The sequence below is a fragment of the Dyadobacter sp. HNCC25DJ187 genome (assembly GCF_056895255.1).
This window is the reverse complement of sequence record NZ_JBXHAT010000002.1, coordinates 1,737,282-1,762,930: the sequence shown is the minus strand read 5'-3', so window position 1 is coordinate 1,762,930 and position 25,649 is coordinate 1,737,282. Positions and strand designations below refer to the sequence as shown.

Below are 25,649 nucleotides of genomic sequence, written 5' to 3'. Positions count from 1 at the left end.
AATCGATTAAGCCCACGCTTGTTTCATTATCATTGTGTTAAGAATGATTGCCGTTTACATACGTATATCGTATATACCCAAAGCATTCACAATGTCTGTAATTACCTGTTCTAAACCTTAAAATCCTTATGCTATTTTTATTCATTAGACGTGTCTTTCCCATGAAAGTGCATGCACCCTTTTTATCCATACTTTCAGTCTGTCTTGTAGGCATTAGTACTATGCTGATGGCACAGGGTAAAAAGGAAGATTATCTGCGTGCCGAGGTAGTGAAGCAGGCGATGGACAACAAAGTATACAATACACCTTCAACTATTCAATGGATAGAAGGCGGGCACAAATTCTGGTATTCAAATTCTACTTCTGAAGGAAAGAAATTCATTCTGGTTGACGCTGTCAGTAAGAGTAAGTCTCCTGCTTTTGATCATGAAAAACTGGCCAAAGCATTGGCTGACGTAAGTAAGAGTAAAGTGAGACCGGACAGTTTGCCGATTACAGCGCTCCATTTCTCAGATAAAGGGAATGCGGTAGAATTTGAATACAAAGATGAAAACTGGAAATGTAATCTCAGTTCCTATAAGATTCAAAAAGTAGCGAAACGACCGGATGTCAGAAGAGGTCGCTACTGGGGAGATGGCGGTGGAGAGGAAAATCGTCCGCCGGTAACATCTCCGGATGGAAAGTGGATTGCGTTTGTGAAGAGTTATAACGTATATGTGCAGCGGGCTGATAAGTCAGATAAGGAATTGGCATTGAGTTTCGATGGCTCAGAAGGAGATAACTACTCATCTGCTCTGGTATGGTCGCCCGATTCAAAGAAAATTGCGACATTCAAAGTTCGTCCGAACAAGCCGCACCTGATTTATTTTATAGAATCCACGCCTGCCGACCAGTTTCAGCCTAAACTACACTCGCGCAATTATCTTAAGCCGGGTGATGCATTACCACAAAAAGAAGCGCATCTGTTTTTGGTAGAGTCACGTAAGCATATTCCTGTGAAAACTTCAATGGGGCATCAGTATGCTACCACCAATCCCAAATGGTGGGATGATAGCAGAGCTTTTTCATTTGAATACAATGAAAGAGGGCATCAGGCTTACAAGGTCATTGAAGTGAACGGTGAAAGCGGTGAAGCACGTGATCTGATCGCGGAAACGAGCAAAACTTTCATTGATTACAGTGGTAAAAAATACCGTTATGATGCCAATGACGGAAAGGAAATCATCTGGACATCGGAGCGGGATGGATGGAACCATCTGTATCTGTACGACGGATTCACTGGAAAAGTGAAAAACCAGATCACAAAGGGAGAATGGGTAGTGAGAAAAGTAGTGAAGGTAGATGACAAGGCACGTACCATTATATTTGAAGGTAGCGGAAGAGAGAAGGGGCAGGATCCTTACCTGATCCAGTATTACAGAGTTGGATTTGATGGAGACGGACTCATTGCTCTAACAACAGAGAATGGAACACATAATGCATCTTTCTCGTCTGATTATAAGTATTTTGTTGATACTTATTCACGCGTTGACCTTCCTCCGGTAACCAATTTGAAAAGCGTTGCAGACGGGAAAATTATACAGGAAATAGAGAAGGCTGATATCAGTGAACTGCAAAAAATAGGATGGAAAGCACCTGAGGTATTTGTAGCCAAAGGGCGGGATAACGTAACGGATATTTATGGTATCATCGTGCGGCCCATCAATTACAACCCCAAAAAGAAATATCCTGTTATTGAGCTCATATATGCTGGTCCGCACAGCTCACATGCCCCGAAGGTATTTAATTCAGATTTCCGTTACAGGTTCCTGCATGAGCTGGCTGAACTTGGTTTTATAGTAGTGCAACTGGATGGAATGGGAACTTCCAACCGTTCAAAAGCTTTCCATAATGTATGCTGGCAAAATATCAAAGATGCAGGCTTCCCCGACCGGATTAAGTGGATCAAAGCGGCGGCATCCAAATATCCTTATATCGATGCCAATAAGGTTGGTATATTCGGTAATTCTGCCGGAGGTCAAAACTCAGCAGCAGCGTTATTGTTACATCCCGACTTCTATAAGGTAGCAGTGTCTTCGTCGGGATGCCACGATAACCGCATGGATAAAATCTGGTGGAATGAACAATGGATGGGATATCCGATCGGTCAGCATTATGCAGAATCTTCCAATTCAACGCACGCAGCTAAACTGAAAGGTAAATTGCTGTTGATTCTGGGTGAGATGGATGACAATGTGGATCCGGCGTCTACCATGCAGTTTATGGATGCGCTGATCAAAGCAAACAAGCCATTTGATTTTCTGATGGTTCCCGGAATGGGTCACTCGATGGGTGGCGATTATGGTGAGCATAAGCGCCGTGATTTCTTTGTGAAACATCTGCTTGGCGTTGAGCCACCAGCCTGGGAAGGCATGAATTAAGCCATCCGGTCTGAATGGCGCAGTCAGTCAGAACGGTATAGGGTGGGTTGTTCTAAATCCGTTCAACCCACCGTTAGGTGTGTAGACCGGGTCAATCATTGGTCTGCATGACGCAGTCAGTCTGAACGGATTTGGATAAGTGATCTTAAATCCGTTCAGCCCAGCATTAGCTTGTGCAGACCGGGTCAGTCCTTCAGCAGATACCTCCTCCTTATATCATTAATCAGAAATTTCTTTTGAGCAGTAAAGCTGTCCGGATGCATGGTCTGGAACAGCTCCTGCCATTCTTCAAAGCGTTCCGGATCGTTTTTCCTGAAAATGCCTCCGTCTATTTTTTTCTGTTTCAGATATTCCGCAAACTCCATAAATGCTTTTTTTTGCAATATATCAGTTTTAGAGAAAAGTACTCCTCAATCATACGACGTTTCCGACATTCCTGTATATCTTCACACATTCACCAATATGTGAGGATGGCTAATCATAACTTCATACACATTGATAACTTACGTTTAAATGATTATTGACTTACGCAGCGATACAGTTACTAAACCTACCAAAGCAATGAAAGAAACCATGTTTGAGGCTGAAGTGGGGGATGATGTATTTGGAGACGATCCGACGGTAAATGCATTGCAGGAAAAGGCTGCCAGAATGTTTGGTATGGAGGCTGCCTTATTTTGTCCATCTGGTACTATGACTAATCAATTGGCGATCAGAGTGCATACAAAACCAGGTAATGATGTGATTTGTGATAAGAATTCGCATATTTATCTATACGAAGGAGGAGGCATTATGCTAAATTCTTTTGCATCGGTAAAGCTGCTGGATGGAGATCGTGGAAGAATTACCGCAGCACAGGTAGAGGAAGCTATAAGTCCGGAAGATGATATTCACACGACCTGTACCGGACTGGTAGCCTTGGAAAATACGATGAATAAAGGTGGTGGTGCCTATTATGATATCAACGAAATAAAAAATATCAGACAAGTTTGCTGGGATCGGAAAATTCCGCTTCACCTGGATGGAGCCCGGTTATTTAATGCCTTGGCTGAAACGGGGGAGAGTCCTGAACAGTATGGTCAGTTATTCGATACGATCAGCATTTGTCTGTCCAAGGGTTTGGGATGCCCGGTTGGTTCACTGTTACTGGGCTCTGAACAAAATATGAGCAGAGCAAAACGTTTTCGCAAAGCAATGGGTGGTGGATGGCGCCAGGCAGGGCTATTGGCCGCTGCTGGTATTTATGCACTAGATCATCATGTAGTGCGTCTGGAAGAAGATCATTTGCGTGCGAGGGCCATCGCAGGCATATTTCGTAGTCGCCCGGAGGTAGAAGAGATATTTCAGGTCGACACCAACATCGTAATCATTCGACTCCACGAAAATTTATCTGAAAAAGAATATGTAAAGCATCTGTTTGAGAAAGGAATATTAGCAGTTCCTTTTGGAAAGGGGCTGGTACGTTTCGTTACACACCTCGATTTTACAGATGACCACCTTTCTGAAATGCAAAGGATATTAAACTAAACCTACCCGTGGGTATGGCAGGGTAGGTTTAGCCAATCTCTATACCTCAGGAATTATTTCTTCGTATTCATACTCTGAGTTAGGCCCCTGATAAATTACCTTCATGCCCGTAATATCGGCCACGTAAGTATGGATACCGGCATCACCTATTTCCCTCAGGAAATCGTGATAGTCAATAGTGCCTTCTTGATGCTTCTTAATTGCCGCCTTTACAGACTCAAGTTCAAAAGTTTCTGCAGGTTCAAACTCCGGCATATCCGGAGGCAAAATCAGCTTTTCTCCGTTTACGGATGTGTAAGTACGCTTATGGTTACTTACTTTTACAAAATAGTTGTCGACACCAATGGCCTTAAAGGTTTTAAAAAGATATGCATAGGACTGCCCTGCTGCTCTCTTTTTCGCCGTTTCAATTATTTCTTCTGACAAAGTGATATTTTCCATGCTCATGTAAGTTTATCGTGTTGGGTGTCTGGTAATTAACCAAATTGGGTGTCTGGTAATTAACCAAATATAATAATCGCTGAGAATATGTGAATTGAAAAGATGAAAATCATGCTGAATACCGATTACGCCTTTCGTAATGTTTTGACTGCAAGCACCCACGTATCCTTTCCACAATCGGTGCAATGCGTTGATCCTTTATCCAGCTCTTCGATATGACCGCAAAATGTACATGCATAAATACCTTTTTTAGTGATAAGCTTACTCTTTTTACTATATAAATCAGGCAGGATCGGCAAGCCGGGAATAACTTCCTGATCTTCACAAAAAAAGACTGAAAGCTCACCACTGGGTTCCAGGTATGCGTTCTTAATTTGTCCCAGGTGTTCAATGCTTTTAAGCCTTAGCTCAGAAAAAAACTCGTCCTGGGCCAGACTCTCTTTTTTAAATTCAGAAAGAGAAAATTTACCATCCTTGATCAGACATACTGTATCTCCTTCAATAAGCTTTTCGAACCATTTACTTTTCCCGGTCAGCCATGTTACAAGTCTATACAGCAGGATGACTGTCGTAAAGACCACCAGCGCCGGAATAATACCCACGTCTTCATAAAACATAGGGTCTCCGGCAGCGGATCCCAAAGCAATAATAATTACCGTTTCGAAAATCGACAGCTGCTTTACACCTCTTTTGCCTGTAGCTCTGAGGGCTACCAGCACAATGGTAAACATCACAGCCGAACGGAATGCAACTTCGAATAAAAAAACAGTCGGGAGCTCGTTGAAAAGAAGTCGTTCCCATTCGAAAATCTCGTACATGGCTCAGCTATATTAAAGCGCTCAATTCTTAAAAAAAAATGTTACCCAGCTTCGGAAAGTGAGGTAACATTTTGATATTTAGTTTCTGTGAAGTGTTTGGTTTTTAGCTTGTTATATATATATCTAGTTTGTTTTATTTTCATCTTCGGAATGCTGCACAATGAGTGAGCTTCGGGTATCAAGTTTCTTAATCATGTCGTTAGACATTGCATCCGCGTATACACCATAGCTACTCACCAATGTACCTTTGAGTCCGTCGGATGATTCGATGGCATATAGAATGGATGTGTCCGAAGGATTAGACATACCTTCAAATCTAAAAAACTCTACAATGTTAAAGTCTTCCGGAGATAGCGTCAGTCTAATTCCATCATCTTTATGTAATTCCAGTGAATGAGCTGTCAGGTTGAAGTCATAAGTATATCCCTTTTCTTTCAACTCCTCTAACTTTTCAATCATCGTATCAGGTTCGTTGGTATCCTGATGCTCCGGATTATTATTCTTCTCCTGCGACATATCATTTTCATGTAAGTCCATAGCTGTATAGTTTAAAGGTTCCGGGTCGCGACAATGATCATTTACATTGCCTTATGTAAGCAAGGTTTTAAAAAACTGTGCCTTTGCCTAAAGTCGCACTGATATGTGTGAATCGATAAAGACATGTGGAAGTGTATATAAGCCTTTATGATATTGAAAGCTGCCTATTAGCATTATTTTAAAGATATAAGTAGCTAAAAATAAGAGCCGGCGGATTTGTAAACAGATGCGGTTATTTAAAAATAGGTACTGGCGATCAGCCTTCGTAATGATACAGACATGAGGTGATTTGGCCTCAAAATGTCATAAAATGAGGAGCAATAATAGTGTCGAAATAATTTTATCTTCCGGGCCTATATACCACGAAGGAAGAGTTGTAAGCAGCAAAGCAACCCAGCCCGCCTGAAATGTTATTATATATCAGTGCCGGTTCTGAAAATGGATTGTCAGTGTTGCGCAGCTGCAGGGAGCGATGATATTTGAAATAATCTTCGTCTGTATGGTCGACCTGAAAAGTCAATGAAATGATTCTGCTTCTTGGGTATAAAGTATATAATTCTCCGTCGGGAAGTGAGTACACCATAGGAGCAGGCAGGCTGAAACGGCCTACAGGCGAAGAGAAAATTTCGCCATCACGGTTTACATCATTTTGAAAATCGTTACGTATGGCATCTCCGTCCCAATCTACGTTGAAACGGTTTCTAACCCGGCGTTCCTTAAAATTTTCCGGATTTGTGCCTTCCAGTATTGTATATTCCAATTCAAGAAATGCTCTGGCCCGGTAAAAATTGGGAATGCCCTTGATGTCTTCCCAAGTCATTTTTATTATTATGGTCGTGTCCGGATGATAGGCATTGGATGAAAATACTGTGTCAATATCGTGTGTTTTGATTACAGCATTCCCAACGGGCACAATGCATGTGGATTTTACACTTCGGGTTCCGTCACGCACTGAAAGGTGGTAGGTTTTACCAGCAGAAATATTCATTCTTGAGCGGTCAATACTATAAGAAGATCCGGTAGAATCGTATGTCATAGAAACTTCTTTTGTCCCGTCAGAAATTTTTACCTCTGCATTTTTAATGATGTTAAGATTAACGCCAGACTCTCCGAACAAAGGAACGGACTCCGTTACAACAACGGTAAGTCTGTTGTTTTGTGGTGATATAAATGACTGCACAACCAACTTAGACTCCATAGCAGGCAGGTTTTTCGGACCTACGTCAATAACCAGCGAGTCGCAGGCAGAAAGCAGAAATCCCAAAAGCAATAGAAACAAATTTTTCATAAGCCGGAGTCTCAAAATTTGAAATTATAGCTGAAAGATGGGAGTAAGGGAAACAGCGAATATCTCTTAAGTGTGTTATTTACCGTAGTAACGTTATGACTATCTGTTTTTGTCTCTTCCGAAATGTCATAGAAAAAAGGATTACGCCTGTTATACACATTATAAATGCCAAATTCCCAGGTGCGTTCATGTCTTTTTTTCTTCTTACGGAGTTGTACGGCTAAATCCATTCTATGAAATGGTTCTGCCCGGAAACTGTTCTTTTCGCCATATTCGCTCACTCTTGCGCCATACCAGGATGTATATACCTTCCCATTGTTGGCAACCGTATAGAAGTTGTCACTCACACCGGTAAACCTGGATACCGGCAATGTAAGTGCATTGCCGGTTCCGTATACCCAGGTTGCAGAAATTGTAATACGTTTGGTCAACTCGTAGATTCCAACAACGGAGAGGTCGTGGCGGCGATCGTATCGGGGGTAAAATGTCTTTCCAAAGTTCAGTTCAGGAAATTGCCATCTGGTCCAGGATAATGTGTAGCCAATCCATCCTGAAAGTTTACCAGCCTTTTTTTGCAGTAGCAATTCCGTTCCATACGACCACCCTCTGCCCGCAGTAATATTATCCTCCCAGCTGAGCTCGTTAGCATTTTCACCTGTGATACTTAAAAATGAGGATCCTTCTTTATAATTGATGATATTGTTCATCACCTTGTAATACCCCTCTAGGGTGATGGTAAGAGCCGGTTTTGTCAGGTCCTTTGCAAAACCAGCAGCTATTTGCCGGGAATGTTGCGGTTTTACTTTATCTGTAGTAGGTACCCAAAGATCTGTGGGTAAACCAAGCCCTGTATTCGAGAGAAGATGCACATACTGATTCATTTGTGCATAGGATGCCTTAAAAGAAAAATCTCTGGCCAGACGTAAAGCAGCTGAAAAGCGTGGTTCGGGCAGCACATAGTTTTTTGTTTTAGTTTGAAATGAACTGAGCCGGAAACCAGCGTTCATTTTTAACGCATCCAAAGCCTGCCAGGTATCTTCCACATAAACTCCACTTTCAACAGTATTAACTGCCTCAACCGAAGTTTCTATAGGGCTGCTTATAAATGATCCTTCAACAGCGAGAGCAGACGGTACAAATTTGTGAAACATTGCCTGTGCCCCGAATTTGATGGCGTGCTTTGGTGACGGAAAATAATCAAAATCTGTTTTAAGGCCCAGGTCGCGTATACGGGAGTTGTATCGGAGACTGAATTCGTCACTTCCACCATCTTCATTAGAATAGCTGTTTACCCCGAAATTGAAATTGCTGAATATCAATGAAGTGTTTACAAACAGTTTTTGGTCCAAAAGATGGTTCCATCTCAATGTTGCAGTAGCATTTCCCCAGTCGAGACCGGCCTTTGTTTCAGATGTGGAACTTGTTTCATCAGCATAAAATTTATCACGCCCGAAATAGCCGCTGACATATAATTTATCTTTATCACTGAAGTCATAGTTCATTTTGGCATTCAAATCATAAAAGTAATAACCTGGCCGTACCTGACTATCGTCTCCACGTTGCTGCCGGGCAATAAGCGGTTTGGCAAGCAGGTCTATATAAGTACGTCTTCCTGAAATCAAAAATGAGGATTTTTTTGAAATAGGTCCTTCCAAAGTCAGTCGTGAAGAGATAAGTCCGATACCTCCTTCACCATGAAGTTTATCTTTCGCACCCTCTTTCATATTCATTTCGAGCACGGATGATAACCTTCCTCCAAACCGTGCTGGAAAGCCCCCTTTTGTCAATTCCACACTTTTGAGTGCATCACTATTGAAAATGGAGAAAAAGCCGAAAAGATGATTGGCATTGTACACGACGGCGTCATCCAGGATAATCAGGTTCTGGTCCGGTCCTCCACCACGCACATAAAGACCAGTCTGACCTTCTGTTCCTTTCTGTACACCAGGCATGAGCTGCAATACTTTCAACACATCCTTTTCACCAAAAAAAGCTGGTACTTTTTTAATTTGAGAAATGGGTATTTCAATCTGACTCATTTGTGCACTGCGGCTCACATTGTTTTCTTCCCGGCGTGCAGATACTGTGATTTCATCAAGCTGGTTCGCAACAGCCAGAAAAATATTAATCTGTAAATTTTTATGGAGAGAAACTCTTTTTTCGGTTCTGTCATATCCTACAAAGGAGTAGGCTACAGTGGCAGAATCTGCTCTGGGTAATGTAAGTGAGTAAAATCCGTATGTATTGGTAACCGCTCCATAGGGTGTGTCAGGAATGAAAACATTGACGCCCGGAAGTTGTTCCTCGCTGCCAGCCTCTTTCACATATCCACTGATGGTGACACGATCCTGCCCGGATACGCAAAGTGGCAATATCAGAAGAAACAAGGTTAAAACCACATGCATAGCAAGCCTGTTACTAAAAGATCACTAACGATAGAAGGTAGGGTAAGTATGGACTAAATATACGAGTCAGGATGGGAAAATGATTCTTTTTGGCAAAAACAATCTGAGCGGCAAATGAGGTGCCGCTCAGATGATGATGTTCATTGGTCAAGACCTCTGTTTTTAAGCAGATACTGCACATCTGGTTCTCGTCCCCTGAACGCTTTATACAAAGTCATTGGCTCGTCTGTGTCACCTTTTTCCAGTATGTTTTTCCGGAACGAAGCGGCAATTTCCGGATCGAATATATTCCCTTTTTCCTTGAAAGCGGCAAATCCATCACTATCCAGTACCTCCGACCAGATGTAACTATAGTATCCTGCTGAATAGCCTCCTGAAAATATATGCTGGAAATAAGTACTTCTGTAGCGTGGTGCAATCTGGCCGATCAGTCCGATTTTTTGCATTTCATTTTTTTCAAATGCTTCCGGCTCCACGCTTTCTCTTGCGGGCAGTGTATGATAACTCATATCCAGCAAAGAAGCTGCCAGGTATTCCACTGTCCCAAATCCCTGGTTGAACTTCGAAGCTTCTTTCATTTTCTTCACAAGATCATCAGGGATGATTTCTCCTGTTTGAATATGTTTTGCATAAAGTTGTAATGCTTCCGGTTCAAAAGCCCAGTGCTCCATGATCTGAGATGGGAGCTCTACAAAATCCCGCGGTACTGATGTGCCAGCCTGAGATTCATAAGTTACATTGGAAAGAAGTCCGTGCAATGCATGCCCAAACTCATGGAAGAAGGTTTCTACTTCATCTGGGGTCAGCAACACGGGCTGCTTATCTACTGGTTTAGGAAAATTGCATACAATAGAAATTACCGGAGCTATCTTTTGTCCTTTTTGATTCGATTGCCGGCGGTATGATGTCATCCACGCACCTCCGCGTTTTGATTTCCGGGTATAGTAATCAAGATATAAAACCCCTATATGTGACCCGTCCGCCTCCTTAACTTCATAGCCGACCGCATCTTCGTGGTATACAGGAAGATGGGCGATTGCAGAGAATGTAATCCCATAGAGCTTCTGAGCTACGGCAAAAATACCATCCCGAACGTTCTCCAGTTTAAAGTAGGGCTTGAGTAACTCTGAATCATAGTTGTATTTAGCCTTACGCACTTTGTTGGCATAGAAAAACCAATCCCAGGCTTCCAGCGTGGCGTTTTCTGCCTGACTATTCATCAATGTCTGCATTTCAGAATGCTCACGTTTGGCAATAGGCATGGCTGCTTCCCACAATTTGTTCAGCAGATCAAATACATGTTGCGGATTTTGGGCCATGCTGTTTTCCAAAACATAATGTGCATGAGATTTATATCCCAGAAGTTCTGCTCGTTCCGCGCGCAATGTTACAATTTCCTTTACGATACTTTTGTTGTCAGCTTCGTTACCGTGATTGGCGCGGTTAATGTATGCCTTGTAAATCTGTTCACGCAGTGCACGGTTTTCAGCAAATTCGAGAAATGGCATTACACTTGGATTATGTAATGTAAATCGCCATTTTCCTTCTTGCCCGTTGTCTTTTGCCGACTGGCTCGCGGAGGAAATCAGTGAAGCGGGAAGTCCGGCAAGATCAGCTTCATTATCAATCGTCAATTCGTAATGGTTTGTTTCAGCCAGCAGATTTTGCCCGAATTTTACGGTAGCCACAGAAAGTTGCTGATTGATTTCCCGCATCCGCAGCTGCTGTTGTTCATCCAGATTGGCGCCACTTCTGATAAAAGACTTATACGTATCATCCAGCAGCCGCTTTTGTTCGTTGGTTAGAGAGTGCTGATCCTGTTCTTCAAATACGGTTTTTATACGCTGGAATAAGTTCTGATTCAGGTAAATATCATCGCCGTGTTGAGAGAGACGTGGCGCGATTTCCTGAGCAATCTGCTCTAATTCCGGAGAGGTATTTGCTGAATTGAGATTGAAGAAAACACTGCATATTCTGTTCAACCAAGCTCCGCTGTTTTCCAGAGGTACAATGGTATTTTCAAAAACAGGAGCGGATCGCTGGAGATGAATCGCAGCAACACGCTCGCTCTGGTCTTTCATACCTTTCTCAAAAGCTGGCATAAAGTGTTCTGTCCGGATTTTGTCGAAAGGAGGAACCTGAAAAGGTGTTTCGTTAAATGGTTTAAAAAGCGGGTTTTCGGTATTGCTATCGGATAATGTCATGACGATTTTATGTAATTGATTCTTTGTTGCTCATCAAAACGGATGAGGATTTCAGGAATGCAATTTAATGATTGAAAGGTCAGTTGCAATCCGAAAGTTTGCAGACGAAGTATTGTTCAACCCTTACAGGGTTGCAGTTGCACTATGCGGTTTTGACTCCCCGGGTTTCACCCGGCGTTATGCAAGTTGAATCCCGCCGGGATTCTGTAGTTAACCAATGAATTAAAATCAATAGATGGCATTTGATCCGTATGACAAGTTATCGGAGTAATTTAATTTTGCAGATGTGCTGAGATTTCTGAAACGTGATCCCGGAGGGATCAAACATGAATAGCCCCGGATACAATCCGGGGCCATTGTCAGCGAAGATTTTTCAACTCCGGAGGAGTTGAACCTGGTATAAATAGGTGTTGCAATCGTAAGCTATTGGGTTGAAAATTATTTCACACCCTTCACCTTCATTTTTAAACCGTATACAGCTGTTTCCGCAGTAATAAAAAGCAGATCATTGTTTTTACCTCCGAAACAAAGGTTGGCTGTCCAGCCTTTATGTATTGGGAAATGCGCAATTTTTTCGCCGTTTTTATCAAAAACGGTTACGCCATCACCGGTAATGTAAAGATTGCCCTCCTGGTCAAGGATCATTCCATCCGATCCTTTATTTACGAACAGTTTCTTATTTTTTAAGGTGCCGTCATTTTCAATATCAAAAACATAAGTCTTGTCGCCTCCGATATCAGCTACGAAAAGCTTTTTGCCATCTTTGGTACCGATAATCCCATTCGGTTTTTTAAAGGTTTCATCTACCCGGATGAGTGTTTTGCCGTCAGGTTGCAGGTAATATACGTGTTCACCATCCTGTTGCATAGCAGGGTCACGTTTCCAGTAATCCCGTTTGTATAATGGATCAGTAAGATAAATACCTCCTTTCGGATCAATCCAAAGGTCATTGGGTCCGTTCAGAAGTTTGTTGCCGAATTTGGTGACCAATACCGTAGGCTTTCCTTTTTTGTCAAATGACCACACCTGATTTTCCTCATCGGCGCAGGTCACAAGGTTTCCCTTGTTGTCGAAATACATACCGTTCGATCTTCCGGCCTGATCGGAAAAGGTGCTGAACTCGCCAGTTTCGGCATCCCAGCGAATGATTTTGTTATTGGGTTGGTCAGAAAAGAATACGTTGCCATCTTTGTCGGCCACCGGTCCTTCTGTGAATTTGTATCCTTCGCCTAGTTTTTCCACCTCGGCTCCCGGTGCTACAATTGATTTTGAATCCATAATTTGTGCAGACAGTAATACAGGTAAAAGCAGTGTTGCTGTAAGAGTTGAAAAAGTTCTTCCGATTTTTTTCATTTGATTAACTAAGTTATTGTTTCGGGTAAAAAGCTTGCCACGTATTTACATTTACTTGTCTGCCGCCCTGGACCTGTGACTTATCATTTAAGAAATTCCGTATCCGTCTCCTCTCTTTTCCTCTAATGATTTTCGCAACTCTTCATTATCTCCCGCATCGATAATGATGGCCTTTACCCCAGTTACTTTAATTCCATACTGGGTTAATGTGGCAGTTTTTTTAATATTATTGGTGAGCATACGAATGGAAGCAACGCCGAGGTCATTCAGGATTTCTGCTGCCTTGGTATAATCACGTGCATCTTTTACAAAACCAGCGGCTTCATAGGCATCGTCCTGTGTCATGCCGGCCTTTTTAAACTCCTTACTTTTAAGCAATGCGAAGTGTCCGTTGGCTTTCCCCTCCTGATCCAGCCAGATCACAATACCTTTCCCCTGCTCCTGAATAAGTTGTTGAGAAATAGCCATTTGTTCGCGGCAATCGCATTCCGTACTATTAAAATGATGTCCGAAAATGCAGGATGAATGCACTCTGCAAAGGACGTCTTCTTCTCCGCGCACGTCGCCCATCACGAGCGCGAAACTTTCTGTCTGTCCGTCATAGTACATGATTTCTTTGTATTCGCCATACAGCGTTTTCAGGGATCCTTCTGCAAGTTTAATGATCATTGGTGTGTTGCTATTCTTTTATAAAATGTAAGAGCCATGCCTTCAACCATTTAGTCAGGTATAGAGCTCATTTGTCTGTCTTGGTCAAATAATGGGTGTTCAATGTGAACGTTCATCATATTGATTGTATTCTATATGATGAAAGAGGTTGATGTTTTTATTTGAAGACGATACAACTCTATTGTATGATGTTTACCCGGTAAATCAGGTAGTTAGTTTGTGCAAAGCATTTGGAACAGAGTTAACAAAATTGATGTGTCCCTGTTTATTGCTTTCAAAAATAAAGTCGCGGATGCTTTTACTCTGGTAGGGCGTGAAATCCCCAACAATCGCCAGGCGCATCCGATAGTTGGAAAATTTCTGGAGAATTTCTCCGGCAATACCTGTTTTCAGATCAAAGAAGATGGGGGTGATATTCTTCTCATGCAGAATGATTGCGTCGAAGTTCTGATAGTAGAGGTTTCCCATTAAGTCCAGACCGGTTTCGGCATCAGATATAACAATTTCATCTGCTAGTATCTCAGCGATCTGCGTTCCGTTGGCTGTGTGTGATTGAATTTGCATGTGTTTGTGGTTTAGTTAAATTACAAACAACCCATCATTGCAAAAGTTCGCGCACCAGGGTATCATGTTCCGTAAGCATGTCTGAAACTGTTTCTCCGTCTTTGTTCGGTATCGTTTTATCAGCACGATGGGCGAGCAGAAGTCTGATGCATGCTCCATAGTCGGGTAGTCGAGCCGGATCGCCGAATTTCGAGCCGCGTACAGCCCAGAACAGAGGAGTGGCTTTGAAATCGATACATAATTGATTGACTTCCGAACCGGCTGAAAGTAAAGCTTTTACAACAACAGGACGACCGCACCAGGAAGCCCAATGCAAAGCGGTGCCACCATGCGTACCCTGATGGTGAATCACTGCTCCGTTTCGGATATACAGCATCGCAACCTCATCAGCATGGAGACTGGATGCTGCAACAAGCGGCGAGTCTTGTCCTAGGGGTACACCAAAGCCATTTATGTCGGCACCATGAGAAAGAAACAATTGAGCAATTTGAACAGCTTCTTCATCGGTATAGGTTCCGGAAAAGACACCGTCACAAATGCGGTGCAGCGGATGTGCTTTAGTGGTATTTTGGTTGTCGAAAGGAAGACCTTCATTTGCCAGGCCGGGATTTGCTTTGAGTGCCGCTTCAATGACTGCCAGGTCGGCTTGGTCGATCAGGTGTTTGATATTCATATTCATCGCTTTAAACCCTGAATGTACAAAATGTGATACTAATCTTTCACTTTGGACAGGTTTATCATTTGATCAATGCGTGCTTTTTGGGAAATGTAGGGAAATTCCTTAAATCGAAAGAAGGACAGATGACGAACGCATGATCTGGATTTGTCACTGAATAAAATCTGCCAATTCATAGTTTGCACTTCTCCCTCCTTCATCTGTTTGTTTCAGGATGCCCATTTCCAACAAAGATTTAATGTCCCGCAGTGCAGTGTCTTTACTGGTTTTGGTAATTTTTGCCCACTTAGACGTTTGTAATTTTCCATCGAATCCGTCAAACAGCTTGTTTAACATCATACGCTGACGCTCATTGATACCCGTTTGTTCATGCAGTTTCCAAAATGCTGATTTCCGTATGACACGTTGCGTAATGTTTTCTGAGGTAAGCATTGCATTTTTCAAGCAATGCAAAAACCAGTCGAGCCATTCGGTAATGTCCCCTGAACTATGCTGGACTTTTTGTAATACTTGATAATATTGCTTGCGTTCCGTAAGGATTTGTGCAGACATACTATAAAAACGTTCTCCGCTTCCTTCTGCCCGGGCAAGCAACATGTCTGTTATAGCTCTGCCGATTCTGCCATTACCATCGTCAAAAGGGTGTATGATGATAAACCAAAAATGAGCAATAGCTGCTTTTAAGACAGGGTCAAGCATATTGTCATTGTTGAACCAATCCAGAAATTTATCCATCTCTGGTTTAACCAATCCGGGCTTGATGGCTTCGTAGTGAATTTTTTCTTTTCCCATTGCGCCTGAAACGATCTGCATCTCGCCGGTTCGGTATTGGGCTACTTCTATCTTATAGGGTCCGCTATAACTTGTGGGGAAAAGTGCCGCGTGCCATCCGAATAGACGATCTTCTGTCAGAGGCAGGTGATGACGTTGTGTGGCGTCAAGCATCATTTCAACTACACCTTCGATATGGCGACTGCTCGGAATGAGACCTGCGGTATGGATGCCCAAACGTCGGGCTATGGATGAACGAACCTGATCGTAATTGAGCACTTCACCCTCTATTTCGGATGATTTTACTACATCAAGGGTTAGTGCAGTAAGTGTAGCCTCTTCTTTCGCAGAAAAGCCAAGGATATTCATCTGTCCAATGATTTTACCTTGCATCTGCCGAACTCCACCAAATACTGCGTTGATTGTTTTGTCTTGCCAGGTGAATTCGCTCCAGTCTGTATGCTCGTAGATATACTTTGCCATCGCTTTCTTTCATAATGCTGCAAATATATGCATTATTCGCCGCAAATTTGCGGTGAATAGATGACGTATTCGATGCGTCAAGCCCGTAATGCAATTACGTATGCCAATTTCTCAGTCCAGGCCAAAGGTTCGTCTACAGTAAATTTCTCAACCAGTCCATTAGAAGTCGTAACCGCCAGGCCGTTGTTTAGTAGACCCCTTTTCTTATACCTGAACACACTCACGATATCTGTCAGGTGGATGGACAGTTCATGAGGCTGAATGTTGAGTCTGTGAGATTTGAAGACAAGCCTTTTATCGGTGAGTACCAATTTGCCACCAACAACTTCAATACCTTTCAGATGGGTGCCAAATGATTGTAATACCATTAACTCATCATTGTCCAATTCAATTTTTGGACCCTGCTCCTGCGGGCTTTTGGTTTTGATAAAACGAGCAGTCAGATAATAGAAGAGCCAGGAAATAATTCCTGAGATTAGCATACGCCTCAAAGCTGATAAGAGCGAATCTTCATCTATAATACCTGCTTGGATCATACTCTCGATAAATGAGAACACGCCCATAAATACACCGAAGAAAATAGCTGTGTTTTTCTGGCTTCTTGTCATGTGTGGTAAATGAGTCTTGTAGTAGTAAGGCTAGTGTCAGATGGTAGAAAAAATCAGCAGGGCTTCACAATTTGTATTTCAGGATTAATTCTCAACAAGTTTGTGATGACCTCATCATTATTTTCCGGTGAGATGTAAATTTTGTCGAACCGGTTACATCTGATTGTTAGTCCATTTGGTGAAAGTGCCGGTTTCAATCCGCTCCACATGGTTTTCCCTTTTGTGATTTCCCTGATATTCGATATTTTAATCTTTCCTCTTACAAATCCTGAGTAATAGTATAATTCGTCCCCGGTGATTTTATAAGAGGTATCAAAATAGATCCATAAAATTTGAATTAAAATACCCAAAAGAGGTAGTAAAATGGCCGGACGTTCAAAGAATGTTTGCGGATCTAGTAAGAAAATAATAATGGGAAGGGCGATCGCCACCAATAATAAGTAGTTGATAGATCCTCTTCTGGCAGACTTATATTTTTTCATTTTCATTAGATTTGATTGGTATCTAAGTGGCCTGCCCCGGCAATTAAACAGAAATTTGAAAAGCGAGCAGTTAGTAATTTCAGAGACGCTGATATCCAGTGATCACTCTACAATCTACTGTTTTTTGAGAAAGATTCAAACTGATAATCAGAAATGAATGTTTTCTTGTAACTGAAAGATTATATCCAATTTCATTTCTTCACTTTCTTCTTCGCTACTACTGCCGTAGCATTGTAATCCAGAGAAAGATTCAACCAGAATGCAAAATCAGTATGGGTGCGGTAACCAATCGGCTCGACATAACAATAGCCCGGTAGTTCTTTCCCCTTCATGGTGATCGGTACATATCCGGGCTTTTCAGCAAGCTGTTCGGTTAGTTCAGGATCGAAACGGCACATCAACTGGTCGTCGCCCACGTTGATACACATTTTGCCATTGACTATAAACGCCAATCCGCCAAACATTTTCTTTTCTTCTATCAGATATTCCTCTCTTTGGCTCAGATAGTCGCGTACGCGGTCGGCGAGTTCGTGGTTGTAGGGCATAGGGGTATGGGCTTAGGGCATAGGGATATGGGCTGGATGATGTTGAAAATAGGTTTCGGTAAGGTTCGGGTGTCACAATAAGATTTTAGCATTCAAATTCTTATCGTAAGTCCGGCTTTTCAATAATTCCATTCTTATTCGCCTTCACTCAAAAACGCCGGATTGTAGACAGCTTCCCATATGTGTCCGTCAGGATCCTGAAAATAACCCGCATATCCACCATAGAAAGTATCTGCTGCGGGCTTGATAATCTTCGCGCCTGCGTTTTGTGCCAATGTCATCACCTCATCCACTTCTTCTTTACTATCCACATTATGTCCCAAAGTGAATTCCAAAGCGGAAATATTTTGAGGAGCAATACCGGTATCGTGTGCGATACTATCCTTGGGCCAAAGCGCTAATTTCAGACCATTGTGAAGATCAAAAAATGCAACCGCACCATATTCGAATTCTGTTCCAATGATGCCTTCCGTGGAAAAACCCAATCCATCCCTGTAAAATGCAACCGACTTTTCCAGATCTGTTACTCCCAATGTTAATACTGAAATTTTTGGTTTCATGTGTGTTGTTGTTGGTTGATTTAGGAGAGAAATAGTTGTGCCAAGAGATGTTAGTAGCTGAAAATGAGATAGAATACTGATTGTTGTGTAAAATGCTGATAAGTGTGATTTGAGTATATGGTCTTAATCAGTCCAGCTATTAATTCCCCGATAATTTTAACCTTTGACGGGCAATATTGTCTAGCTGCTTACTATTAAATATCTCCAAAATATAGGCCAACGGTCTTTTCCCCTGTGCACCTTCTGCTCTTCGTTTTCCCTGTGCAGAGTCAAGTTTCATTGCATGATTATCCGTAGTAGTCAGACTGTCAATCAGTAAGTAGTCACTCTCATTCAGGATTGGTTCTGTAAATCCACTGTGATCAGACCCAAGAATTTCCTGGATTGCCGGAGAGTTATTATAACCTTTTTTTAGTAGCTCCCGGAGGTAAGTCAGTTTAAATTGGGCAATGTATGATGATTCGTAATCTTCTTTCAAAGATCTTGTTCTCAGTGTACTCCTACACCTGGTGTATGTACATAGCATGCATAGGTAAATTATGATGGTTAATATTTTGTTGATTTTCATGCTTTGGAACCAAGAATAGCGCATTGGAAATCTGTTCGGATACTCAGTGGCATTATTGAATCTTCGTTATACATTCCAAAATGGAGATGTATTTTTGTAATTATTTTGAATCGAGAAAAATAACTAACTCTAACTCTTTCTCTTTGATCTAATTGATAAGTTGGTATTATTTTGTCTATTCACATAGAACAACAGTGCAAGGGATAATACACCAATTGATATCAATATAGAACCACCAAAATAATTTGCTTTCGAGCTATCTCTATAAATTAATTTTCCGTGATTCCAAATTTCCATAATTCCTAGATAATGCCCTTCTATACCTGGTAGTATTGTTTCATCGATGTAAAAGGTATATGTTTTCCCAATTACGATATTTCTCTTCAGATTATTATTTTCTGCTTGCTCCTTAGTGCCCAGATATATGCCATACACTTTGTCCGTCTCGATGAACGAAAAATCAAGTGAATACCGATCACCTGTTTTGGAAGTCTTTAATTGAGTAGTTTGTACGCTAGTAACTGTACCTTGAAGTTTGAAAAAATCCTTGTTGGTTCGCTTAGCACGATATATTAGCAACAGCCCTAAGAGAATAAATGCAGTGGCGGTCAGAATTAGGGTATTTTGGTTCTGCTTCAATTGTGATTGTTTATAACTGTTAACGATTTCGCATTACTTCAGTATTGAATTATCTTTTTACACAAACTTCACCTCACCGTTTCCCCTTCAAAAAACGATAAGACCGGTGCCCTGCCAACGCAACATCCAGTTTTTCGAGCAGACCATCATTTTTAAAAGCGTACCAGTTGTTTTTGAGCAAATACAGACTTACGTACGATGCCGGATGGGTTAGTATAAAGGTTTTTGTTTTTTGCAGGAGCACGTTATATTCTACTGTTTTCTGCGCTATCCAGTAGTTCAGACTGTCAGCAGCGCCTTTTTTTCGGGCATTACTTTCGGCTAAGGTGTAGGTTTTGAAAAGCTGGTCATAGGGTTTCTGTACGGTTTCCTGGAATAGTTGCCAGTCGGGGTTGCTATTGGATTGTGTGACGATCGATCTGGAAACGTCGAGCGTGTCCAGGTAAATGTGGGTACCTGGTTCCAGAAAGAAGAATAGGGCCCCTTTCATTTGTGAAACATTCAGCTGGTACAGATCAGGTACGAGGTCTCCTGCCATTTGCAGGTTCACGTCGCCATTGGTGAGTTTTACAGAATGAACGGTCGCGGCAAATCCTTTTTCTCTGGTCAGCAATATGGCTTTACGACCTCTGAGTGAAGCGGGTCCGGTGATGTGTATACTGACTGTCTGAGCAATAGCAGGAACGGATACCAAGAAAACCAACATATACAGAAGTACCTTTCCTAACCAATTGCTTTGCATATTACCTGGACTTCATTTTCATTACTTCTTCCAATGTCAGTACCTTATATTCAACTCCGAGTCGCCTGGCATTTTCTTCTACGGTGAGCTCAAAACCTGCTTCTTTTCTGCGTTGGTTCACATTGGCTGGGTCTGAAATAGGCCAGATGACAAATACCTGTTCCGCTTTTCCTGTCTCTTTATTGATGGTGCTGAATCCACTTGCCTGAGTCCCATACACCTGTTCTTTGTCATCCTGAACCAGCCAGCGGTCAAGCATCATGGCGTATTGGCGGAACGGGAGCTGTTTTTCTCTGGCCGCTTTCTCTACAAGCGGAATGTATTGGTCAATTTTGTCAGAATGCTGTATGACATAAAACACTGCTTCATCCGTAGGTGAACCTACCATGGCTGTGCCCGGATAGCCATATTGTTTGATGATCTCCTCCACACGTTTCAGATTGGATTCGTCTACTTCAGTCTGTAAATCCCAAAGGTGACTGGTCAGGTCGTTGCGGTCGACCTTGTAATATCGGGCCAGTGAATCTGCTTTTTGAGGTTTTTGGGCAATATGCATCAGTTCCCGAAACTTCTGATCAAGTACATACATGCTATCAAGCTCTTTTTTCAAAGACACGTTGGTATTTTGTCCGGCAGAACAAAAATGGATCAGCAGTCCGATACATAGCAATACCGCAAATTTCATAAGCAGGCGAAGGGGTTATTTATTGATAAGAACTTTAGCTCCGTTTTTCCGGAGCGATTCGTATACGGCATCGATCACGACCATGTCTTTCAGCCCTTCGTGTCCTGTAACGTTAGGATCGGGTTTGTTATTGAGGATGCAGTCTGCAATTCCGTCCATCTGGTAAGCCTGATGATTGACATCCGGTGCCTCCAGTTTTCCTTTGTGTGTCGTACCACGAATGGGTCCGTACCCAAAAGCAGGATTCAGTTCTGCCCAGCCTTTTTCTCCCATTACCTTCAGGCCTTCAACATGATTGAAATTATAAGTACAACCACAGTTGGCGATAATGCCACTTGGAAAGCCCAGCTGAAAAGTAATTGTTTCATCTACTTCTTTGAATTTCACCGGATCGGTTTTACTCTCCTGAGCAGTAACCCAAACTGGTTCTTCACCCGTGCAATAACGGGCACCATTCAGGGAATATACGCCCACGTCCATCATAGCACCGCCACCAGCCAGCGATTTTTTGAGTCGCCATTGGGTAGGATCTCCGATCTTGAAACCTGCATAATTGTTTACATGCATGATTTTTCCGAACTCACCTGCTTCCCGCATACGGATCAGTTCTTTGGTATGAGGTTCGAAATGCAACCGGTATCCGATATAAAATTTCACACCCGCTTTTTCACAGGCAGCGATCATCTCCCGGGCTTGTTTGGCATTGTCGGCAACGGGCTTTTCACATAGCACATGTTTGCCTGCATCCGCGATTTGCAGTACGTGTTTGTGATGAAGTGAGTTGGGGGTGATTACATATACCAGATCAATATCCGGATTGTTTTTGAGCTGAGAGACCGTTTCATAATTGTAGGTGTTCTTATCGGGAATGTCATATTGCTTTTTCCAGGTCTCGATTTTGGATGGAGTACCTGAAATCACACCAACAATTTTCGCCATTTTACACTCCTGCATTCCCTTGGCTACAATATTGGCATATCCGCCTAATCCCATAATGGCCACGCGCAGCTGTTTATCCTCTCTGTTTTGGGTCAGCTCATTGGCTATGGCAGGAAACGGCGAAAGAGCGGCTACGCCTAAACCTAAGGAAACTTTTTGGATAAAGTCGCGACGAGAATTCATAGTGAGTATGGGATTGTTAGATGATCTGATTCGTGAGTGAATTACACCATAAAGTATGATTGTTTGAAAATCTCCTATAAGTGTACAAGATAACATGCTAAAATAACATACCAGTGAAGACGTAAAAAAGGCTCCCACTTTGCAGGAGCCTTGGTACTAAATATGCTGAGACTGCTTATTTCACAGAAAGCGTTCTTTCAGCCTCCTGAGATGATACTTCGAAAGATTTGGTTTTTGTTTCACCCTGACTGGTTACTTCGATCTGGTATGTACCTGATTGCAGTTCGTCTACATTAAGCGTACGTCCGAATCTCTGTGTTTTTTTACTGATGGTTTCCTGGTACACCACATCACCTTTCTCGTTTTTGAGTAAAACTGTAGTGTGCGAGTCGTCGCTGGCTTTCTCTACAAGTACATTGATCTTTCCTCCTTTGGTGGCATAGATACCAGTTTCAAATCCGGCAGATTTTTTGGTTTCTTTGTCTTCTGCATTGGCAGTGAAGGCAGTAGCTATAAAGGCAAGGGCAACAGCGAAGGTTTTGATTGTAGTTTTCATGGCTTTTTATATTTAATATTTTCTGATTGTTTGTGCTAATTGAACAATACAAATATAAGGGTTATATAAGGTACTATGTAATACAAAGTACATGAATGGTTGGGTTACTGGGATGGATGGTGAAGACGCTGTTTAAGCGAAACATGAAAGGGTATTAGCAGGTTAAAAAGGAGAGTGTATAAGCTTTATTGGTTGGGCTCGGTAACTTCTGCGGTTTGCTTAAGTATGGTATTTCTGGTAATCAGAAACCTTCTCATATAGTTTTCCAGAAAGAGATAATCAGCTAGCCGACCCAAAATGGAAAGAGGGGATTGGTATTCGAATACATCCATCATCTGCGTTCCGTTAAGCATAGGTTCGAATTTATGCGTATGCTGCATATAGGAGAAAGCACCTTTTAAGTTGTGGGTGGTTCCGAAGCAGTTCGATTACTTTGAATGATTTCTTCACAAATGCTCTGGTCACATTTAGGCCCCAATTATCTTCCAGATAAACAATGATCCGCTTGAAATTGGTAGTTGCTCTTTTAGTCCAGATTACTCTTCGAGCCCTTTTCTATGTTAGATTTTTACTTCGTCATTACTAATCAGATTTTTATTGTCGAAGCTTTCATCATATTATCGCAAAACATCCTGTCTTTCATTAGTTGACAGACTGTCCCACAAAGATCCTGTTTTACGATCTGATATAGTTCTTATCAATTGAAGATAGGCATTGAGAATTTCTTCATCTTCAATGGTATCTACCAATTCATGAATTTGATCCTTAGTGTTCATTGTTTCTGAATTTACTGTGTGAAGATTCAGACAGATTTTAGACTTACCTTCTACTTTTATCTATCAAACAAGTTAACAAATTTATTGCTTAAAAAGTCACTTTTTTTGGTCACCTTATTTGGAAGGGATTGAGAAGGTTGTTTTAATAAAACCACTTAAAACAAAAAATGGCTCCCATTGCCAGGAGCCATTTACTGCATATATTTTGGTCTTTAGTTAATCGCGATGGTTTTTGTTGAAGTCTTTTCAGATATCTCAAACTTGCGGCTTTGTTTTTCACCTTTGCTCACCACTTCTACCTGATAAGTTCCGGAGTTAAGTTGGTCCACATTCAGTACACGACCGAATTTTTGAATTTTTTTACCAACCGTTTCCTGATAAACTACATCTCCTTTTTCATTGGTAACCAGCAATGTTGTGTATGCATCCGTATTTGCTTTGTCTACCATTACATTTACTTTACCGCTTTTATTGATGAACATACCGGTACCGAATCCGGATGCTTTTTTAGTTTCCTTATCTTCTGCATGCGCAGAGAAAGCAAGAACTGAAACGAGTGCAATTGCGCTTACGAAGGTTTTGATTGAATTTTTCATGGCTATGGCTGTTTTTTGTTTGAAAGCAATTTTTAATTACTGCTCTTGTTCGTCTTAATGACATAACAAATGTATGTGTTATGAAAGGTACTATGTATAACAAAGTACATGAATGGTAAAACAGTATGACAAGTGGAAAGCGCCTGGGATAAAAAAAATGAGGCTGCCGGTTCGAACCAGCAGCCTCAAATAAAAATGACAAATTGGATTAATAATTACTGTTTTTCCACGTAATCCATGTCTTTGGTGAATGTCTCTTCAATGAAGTAGAGAGCCAGTAGGGCCACAGCACTTGTTGCGACGCCAATCATCAATCCACTTTGGATCACACCAATATCTGGTTTGAACTGAACGAATAGTGCCGCCAGCGGTATGGTTGCGCCACGCACAAAGTTCGGCACGGTGGTGGCTACAGTCGCACGCAGGTTGGTGCCGAAAAGTTCTGCAGCAATGGTGATAAAGAGTGTCCAGTAACCGTTGCAAAAGCCCAGCAATGCACATAACGTATAGAATGAGAACAAATCTTTGATCGGAATCAGCAGATAACCCACCATCATGGCAAGGGAGAGCAGTATGAAAATGCCGATCACCTTTTTCCGGCTCTTCATATACTGGCTAAGTAACCCGCTGACAATATCACCAAATACCTGTCCGGAGAATGCGAGCATCACTGCTTTACCTGCATTGATGCCATCAATTCCTTTCGCAATACCGAATTCCGGAGAAAAAGTGATCAGAATACCAACTACAAACCAGATCGGCAAACCGATCAGAATAGCCATCAGGTATTTTGAAAGACGCGACCAGTTGGTCAGAATCATGAAAACGTTTCCTCTGTCCACAGACTTTTCTTTCACTTTGTCAAAAATGCCCGACTCAAATACGTTAAAGCGAAGTACGAGAAGTAACAGGCCCATACCACCACCTACAAAGTAGGATATACGCCATGCAAAAAGATCGGCCACGAAATAGGCCAATATGGCACCAAGTACACCGAGTGTAGCTACCAATGTAGTTCCATAACCTCTTATTTCCTTTGGAAGAACTTCTGTTACAAGCGTGATTCCAGCGCCCAGCTCACCTGCAAGTCCGACACCTGCAATAAAACGCAGGATCGCATACTGATCCAGTGAAGTCACAAAGCCATTTCCGATATTGGCCAGCGAATACATGATGATTGAACCGAAGAGTACGGAAAGCCGGCCCTTTTTGTCAGCAATAACACCCCATAGTACGCCGCCTATCAGCATGCCGGCCATTTGGTAGTTGAGGAGCGCAATGCCTTCCGTAAGCAGCTGATCGTCGGGGACGTTCAAAGCTTTGAGACTGGGAACACGCACGACGCTGAACAGAAACAGGTCATACATGTCGACCAGGTAACCAAGTGCTGCTACAATAACCGGCACCTGTAAAAGTTGCGATAGCAACGACGGACGTGATTCTGAATTTATGGACATGGGGTTTAGCTGAGAGCTTTCAGGGTTTAGCGGGATGGCAAACCAGATTCGGCTCGTTTATCTGTGAATTACATTTTTAAGCAAATTCCAAAGCCTTAATCATGCGTAAGACTTTCCTCCAAATCATCATGGCTGTCAGTGATAAGCAAAAAGCTGA

29 protein-coding genes are annotated in these 25,649 nt (G+C 42.1%); 2 read left to right on the top strand and 27 right to left on the bottom strand.

What is annotated here, in order from left to right:
* Nucleotides 1-161 precede the first annotated feature (161 nt).
* Entirely contained in the window at nucleotides 162-2,420 is a 2,259-nt protein-coding gene (locus AC1XUE_RS18275; protein ID WP_483357428.1) for a S9 family peptidase, read from the top strand.
* Nucleotides 2,421-2,605: 185 nt separating this feature from the next.
* Here AC1XUE_RS18275 and AC1XUE_RS18270 read toward each other — a convergent pair whose 3' ends face one another.
* Nucleotides 2,606-2,785, bottom strand: coding sequence for a hypothetical protein (locus tag AC1XUE_RS18270; protein WP_483357427.1), 180 nt, complete (start codon nucleotides 2,783-2,785; stop codon nucleotides 2,606-2,608).
* A 148-nt stretch (nucleotides 2,786-2,933) separates the two neighbouring features.
* Here AC1XUE_RS18270 and AC1XUE_RS18265 point away from each other — a divergent pair, with 148 nt between their 5' ends.
* Complete coding sequence (locus AC1XUE_RS18265; RefSeq protein WP_483357426.1) at nucleotides 2,934-3,947, top strand: threonine aldolase family protein; 1,014 nt, start codon at nucleotides 2,934-2,936, stop codon at nucleotides 3,945-3,947.
* A 39-nt stretch (nucleotides 3,948-3,986) separates the two neighbouring features.
* On the opposite strand, the gene AC1XUE_RS18260 is transcribed toward AC1XUE_RS18265, so the two are convergent.
* From AC1XUE_RS18260 to AC1XUE_RS18135, 26 genes are all read right to left on the bottom strand, one after another.
* Nucleotides 3,987-4,388: a DUF1398 family protein gene (locus AC1XUE_RS18260; RefSeq protein WP_483357425.1), complete on the bottom strand. Its 402-nt coding sequence runs from the start codon at nucleotides 4,386-4,388 to the stop codon at nucleotides 3,987-3,989.
* Nucleotides 4,389-4,513: 125 nt separating this feature from the next.
* Entirely contained in the window at nucleotides 4,514-5,206 is a 693-nt protein-coding gene (locus AC1XUE_RS18255; RefSeq protein ID WP_483357424.1) for a DUF421 domain-containing protein, read from the bottom strand.
* 123 nt (nucleotides 5,207-5,329) lie between these two features.
* Complete coding sequence (locus AC1XUE_RS18250; protein ID WP_483357423.1) at nucleotides 5,330-5,743, bottom strand: hypothetical protein; 414 nt, start codon at nucleotides 5,741-5,743, stop codon at nucleotides 5,330-5,332.
* A gap of 340 nt (nucleotides 5,744-6,083) precedes the next feature.
* Nucleotides 6,084-7,031 carry a DUF4249 domain-containing protein gene (locus tag AC1XUE_RS18245; RefSeq protein WP_483357422.1) on the bottom strand — a complete coding sequence of 316 codons (948 nt, stop codon included), beginning with the start codon at nucleotides 7,029-7,031 and terminating at the stop codon, nucleotides 6,084-6,086.
* A gap of 11 nt (nucleotides 7,032-7,042) precedes the next feature.
* Nucleotides 7,043-9,436, bottom strand: a complete 2,394-nt coding sequence (locus AC1XUE_RS18240; RefSeq protein ID WP_483357421.1) for a TonB-dependent receptor — start codon at nucleotides 9,434-9,436, stop codon at nucleotides 7,043-7,045.
* Nucleotides 9,437-9,576: 140 nt separating this feature from the next.
* Nucleotides 9,577-11,640 carry a M3 family metallopeptidase gene (locus tag AC1XUE_RS18235; protein ID WP_483357420.1) on the bottom strand — a complete coding sequence of 688 codons (2,064 nt, stop codon included), beginning with the start codon at nucleotides 11,638-11,640 and terminating at the stop codon, nucleotides 9,577-9,579.
* A gap of 438 nt (nucleotides 11,641-12,078) precedes the next feature.
* Complete coding sequence (locus tag AC1XUE_RS18230; RefSeq protein WP_483358009.1) at nucleotides 12,079-12,918, bottom strand: SMP-30/gluconolactonase/LRE family protein; 840 nt, start codon at nucleotides 12,916-12,918, stop codon at nucleotides 12,079-12,081.
* Nucleotides 12,919-13,080: 162 nt separating this feature from the next.
* Nucleotides 13,081-13,662 carry a GTP cyclohydrolase II gene (locus AC1XUE_RS18225; RefSeq protein WP_483357419.1) on the bottom strand — a complete coding sequence of 194 codons (582 nt, stop codon included), beginning with the start codon at nucleotides 13,660-13,662 and terminating at the stop codon, nucleotides 13,081-13,083.
* A gap of 204 nt (nucleotides 13,663-13,866) precedes the next feature.
* Nucleotides 13,867-14,226, bottom strand: a complete 360-nt coding sequence (locus tag AC1XUE_RS18220; RefSeq protein ID WP_483357418.1) for a DUF4180 domain-containing protein — start codon at nucleotides 14,224-14,226, stop codon at nucleotides 13,867-13,869.
* A 34-nt stretch (nucleotides 14,227-14,260) separates the two neighbouring features.
* On the bottom strand, nucleotides 14,261-14,899 hold the full coding sequence (locus tag AC1XUE_RS18215; protein WP_483357417.1) for an ankyrin repeat domain-containing protein: 639 nt from the start codon (nucleotides 14,897-14,899) through the stop codon (nucleotides 14,261-14,263).
* 153 nt (nucleotides 14,900-15,052) lie between these two features.
* Nucleotides 15,053-16,156 carry a Fic family protein gene (locus tag AC1XUE_RS18210; protein WP_483357416.1) on the bottom strand — a complete coding sequence of 368 codons (1,104 nt, stop codon included), beginning with the start codon at nucleotides 16,154-16,156 and terminating at the stop codon, nucleotides 15,053-15,055.
* A gap of 77 nt (nucleotides 16,157-16,233) precedes the next feature.
* Nucleotides 16,234-16,764 (bottom strand): hypothetical protein, encoded by a 531-nt coding sequence (locus AC1XUE_RS18205; RefSeq protein ID WP_483357415.1) that lies wholly within the window; start codon nucleotides 16,762-16,764, stop codon nucleotides 16,234-16,236.
* A gap of 53 nt (nucleotides 16,765-16,817) precedes the next feature.
* Complete coding sequence (locus tag AC1XUE_RS18200) at nucleotides 16,818-17,246, bottom strand: PH domain-containing protein (RefSeq protein WP_483357414.1); 429 nt, start codon at nucleotides 17,244-17,246, stop codon at nucleotides 16,818-16,820.
* Between the two features lie 191 nt (nucleotides 17,247-17,437).
* Nucleotides 17,438-17,791 (bottom strand): TfoX/Sxy family protein, encoded by a 354-nt coding sequence (locus AC1XUE_RS18195; RefSeq protein ID WP_483357413.1) that lies wholly within the window; start codon nucleotides 17,789-17,791, stop codon nucleotides 17,438-17,440.
* 134 nt (nucleotides 17,792-17,925) lie between these two features.
* Nucleotides 17,926-18,351 (bottom strand): VOC family protein, encoded by a 426-nt coding sequence (locus AC1XUE_RS18190; protein ID WP_483357412.1) that lies wholly within the window; start codon nucleotides 18,349-18,351, stop codon nucleotides 17,926-17,928.
* A gap of 139 nt (nucleotides 18,352-18,490) precedes the next feature.
* Nucleotides 18,491-18,829, bottom strand: coding sequence for a hypothetical protein (locus tag AC1XUE_RS18185; protein WP_483357411.1), 339 nt, complete (start codon nucleotides 18,827-18,829; stop codon nucleotides 18,491-18,493).
* 219 nt (nucleotides 18,830-19,048) lie between these two features.
* Nucleotides 19,049-19,558, bottom strand: a complete 510-nt coding sequence (locus AC1XUE_RS18180; protein WP_483357410.1) for a hypothetical protein — start codon at nucleotides 19,556-19,558, stop codon at nucleotides 19,049-19,051.
* A 73-nt stretch (nucleotides 19,559-19,631) separates the two neighbouring features.
* Nucleotides 19,632-20,300 carry a hypothetical protein gene (locus AC1XUE_RS18175; RefSeq protein WP_483357409.1) on the bottom strand — a complete coding sequence of 223 codons (669 nt, stop codon included), beginning with the start codon at nucleotides 20,298-20,300 and terminating at the stop codon, nucleotides 19,632-19,634.
* Nucleotide 20,301: 1 nt separating this feature from the next.
* Complete coding sequence (locus AC1XUE_RS18170; protein WP_483357408.1) at nucleotides 20,302-20,985, bottom strand: DUF6624 domain-containing protein; 684 nt, start codon at nucleotides 20,983-20,985, stop codon at nucleotides 20,302-20,304.
* A 15-nt stretch (nucleotides 20,986-21,000) separates the two neighbouring features.
* The gene (locus tag AC1XUE_RS18165) at nucleotides 21,001-22,107 is read right to left on the bottom strand and encodes a Gfo/Idh/MocA family protein (RefSeq protein ID WP_483357407.1); all 1,107 of its coding nucleotides are present in this window, start codon (nucleotides 22,105-22,107) and stop codon (nucleotides 21,001-21,003) included.
* Nucleotides 22,108-22,282: 175 nt separating this feature from the next.
* The gene (locus tag AC1XUE_RS18160; protein WP_483357406.1) at nucleotides 22,283-22,663 is read right to left on the bottom strand and encodes a DUF3244 domain-containing protein; all 381 of its coding nucleotides are present in this window, start codon (nucleotides 22,661-22,663) and stop codon (nucleotides 22,283-22,285) included.
* A gap of 185 nt (nucleotides 22,664-22,848) precedes the next feature.
* A complete protein-coding gene (locus tag AC1XUE_RS18155; RefSeq protein WP_483357405.1) occupies nucleotides 22,849-23,016 on the bottom strand; it encodes a hypothetical protein in 168 nt (55 codons plus the stop codon).
* Between the two features lie 10 nt (nucleotides 23,017-23,026).
* Complete coding sequence (locus tag AC1XUE_RS18150) at nucleotides 23,027-23,200, bottom strand: type II toxin-antitoxin system RelE/ParE family toxin (RefSeq protein WP_483358008.1); 174 nt, start codon at nucleotides 23,198-23,200, stop codon at nucleotides 23,027-23,029.
* 80 nt (nucleotides 23,201-23,280) lie between these two features.
* Entirely contained in the window at nucleotides 23,281-23,439 is a 159-nt protein-coding gene (locus AC1XUE_RS18145; RefSeq protein ID WP_483357404.1) for a hypothetical protein, read from the bottom strand.
* Between the two features lie 212 nt (nucleotides 23,440-23,651).
* The gene (locus AC1XUE_RS18140) at nucleotides 23,652-24,035 is read right to left on the bottom strand and encodes a DUF3244 domain-containing protein (RefSeq protein ID WP_483357403.1); all 384 of its coding nucleotides are present in this window, start codon (nucleotides 24,033-24,035) and stop codon (nucleotides 23,652-23,654) included.
* Between the two features lie 215 nt (nucleotides 24,036-24,250).
* Nucleotides 24,251-25,492, bottom strand: a complete 1,242-nt coding sequence (locus AC1XUE_RS18135; RefSeq protein WP_483357402.1) for an MFS transporter — start codon at nucleotides 25,490-25,492, stop codon at nucleotides 24,251-24,253.
* Nucleotides 25,493-25,649: the final 157 nt, after the last annotated feature.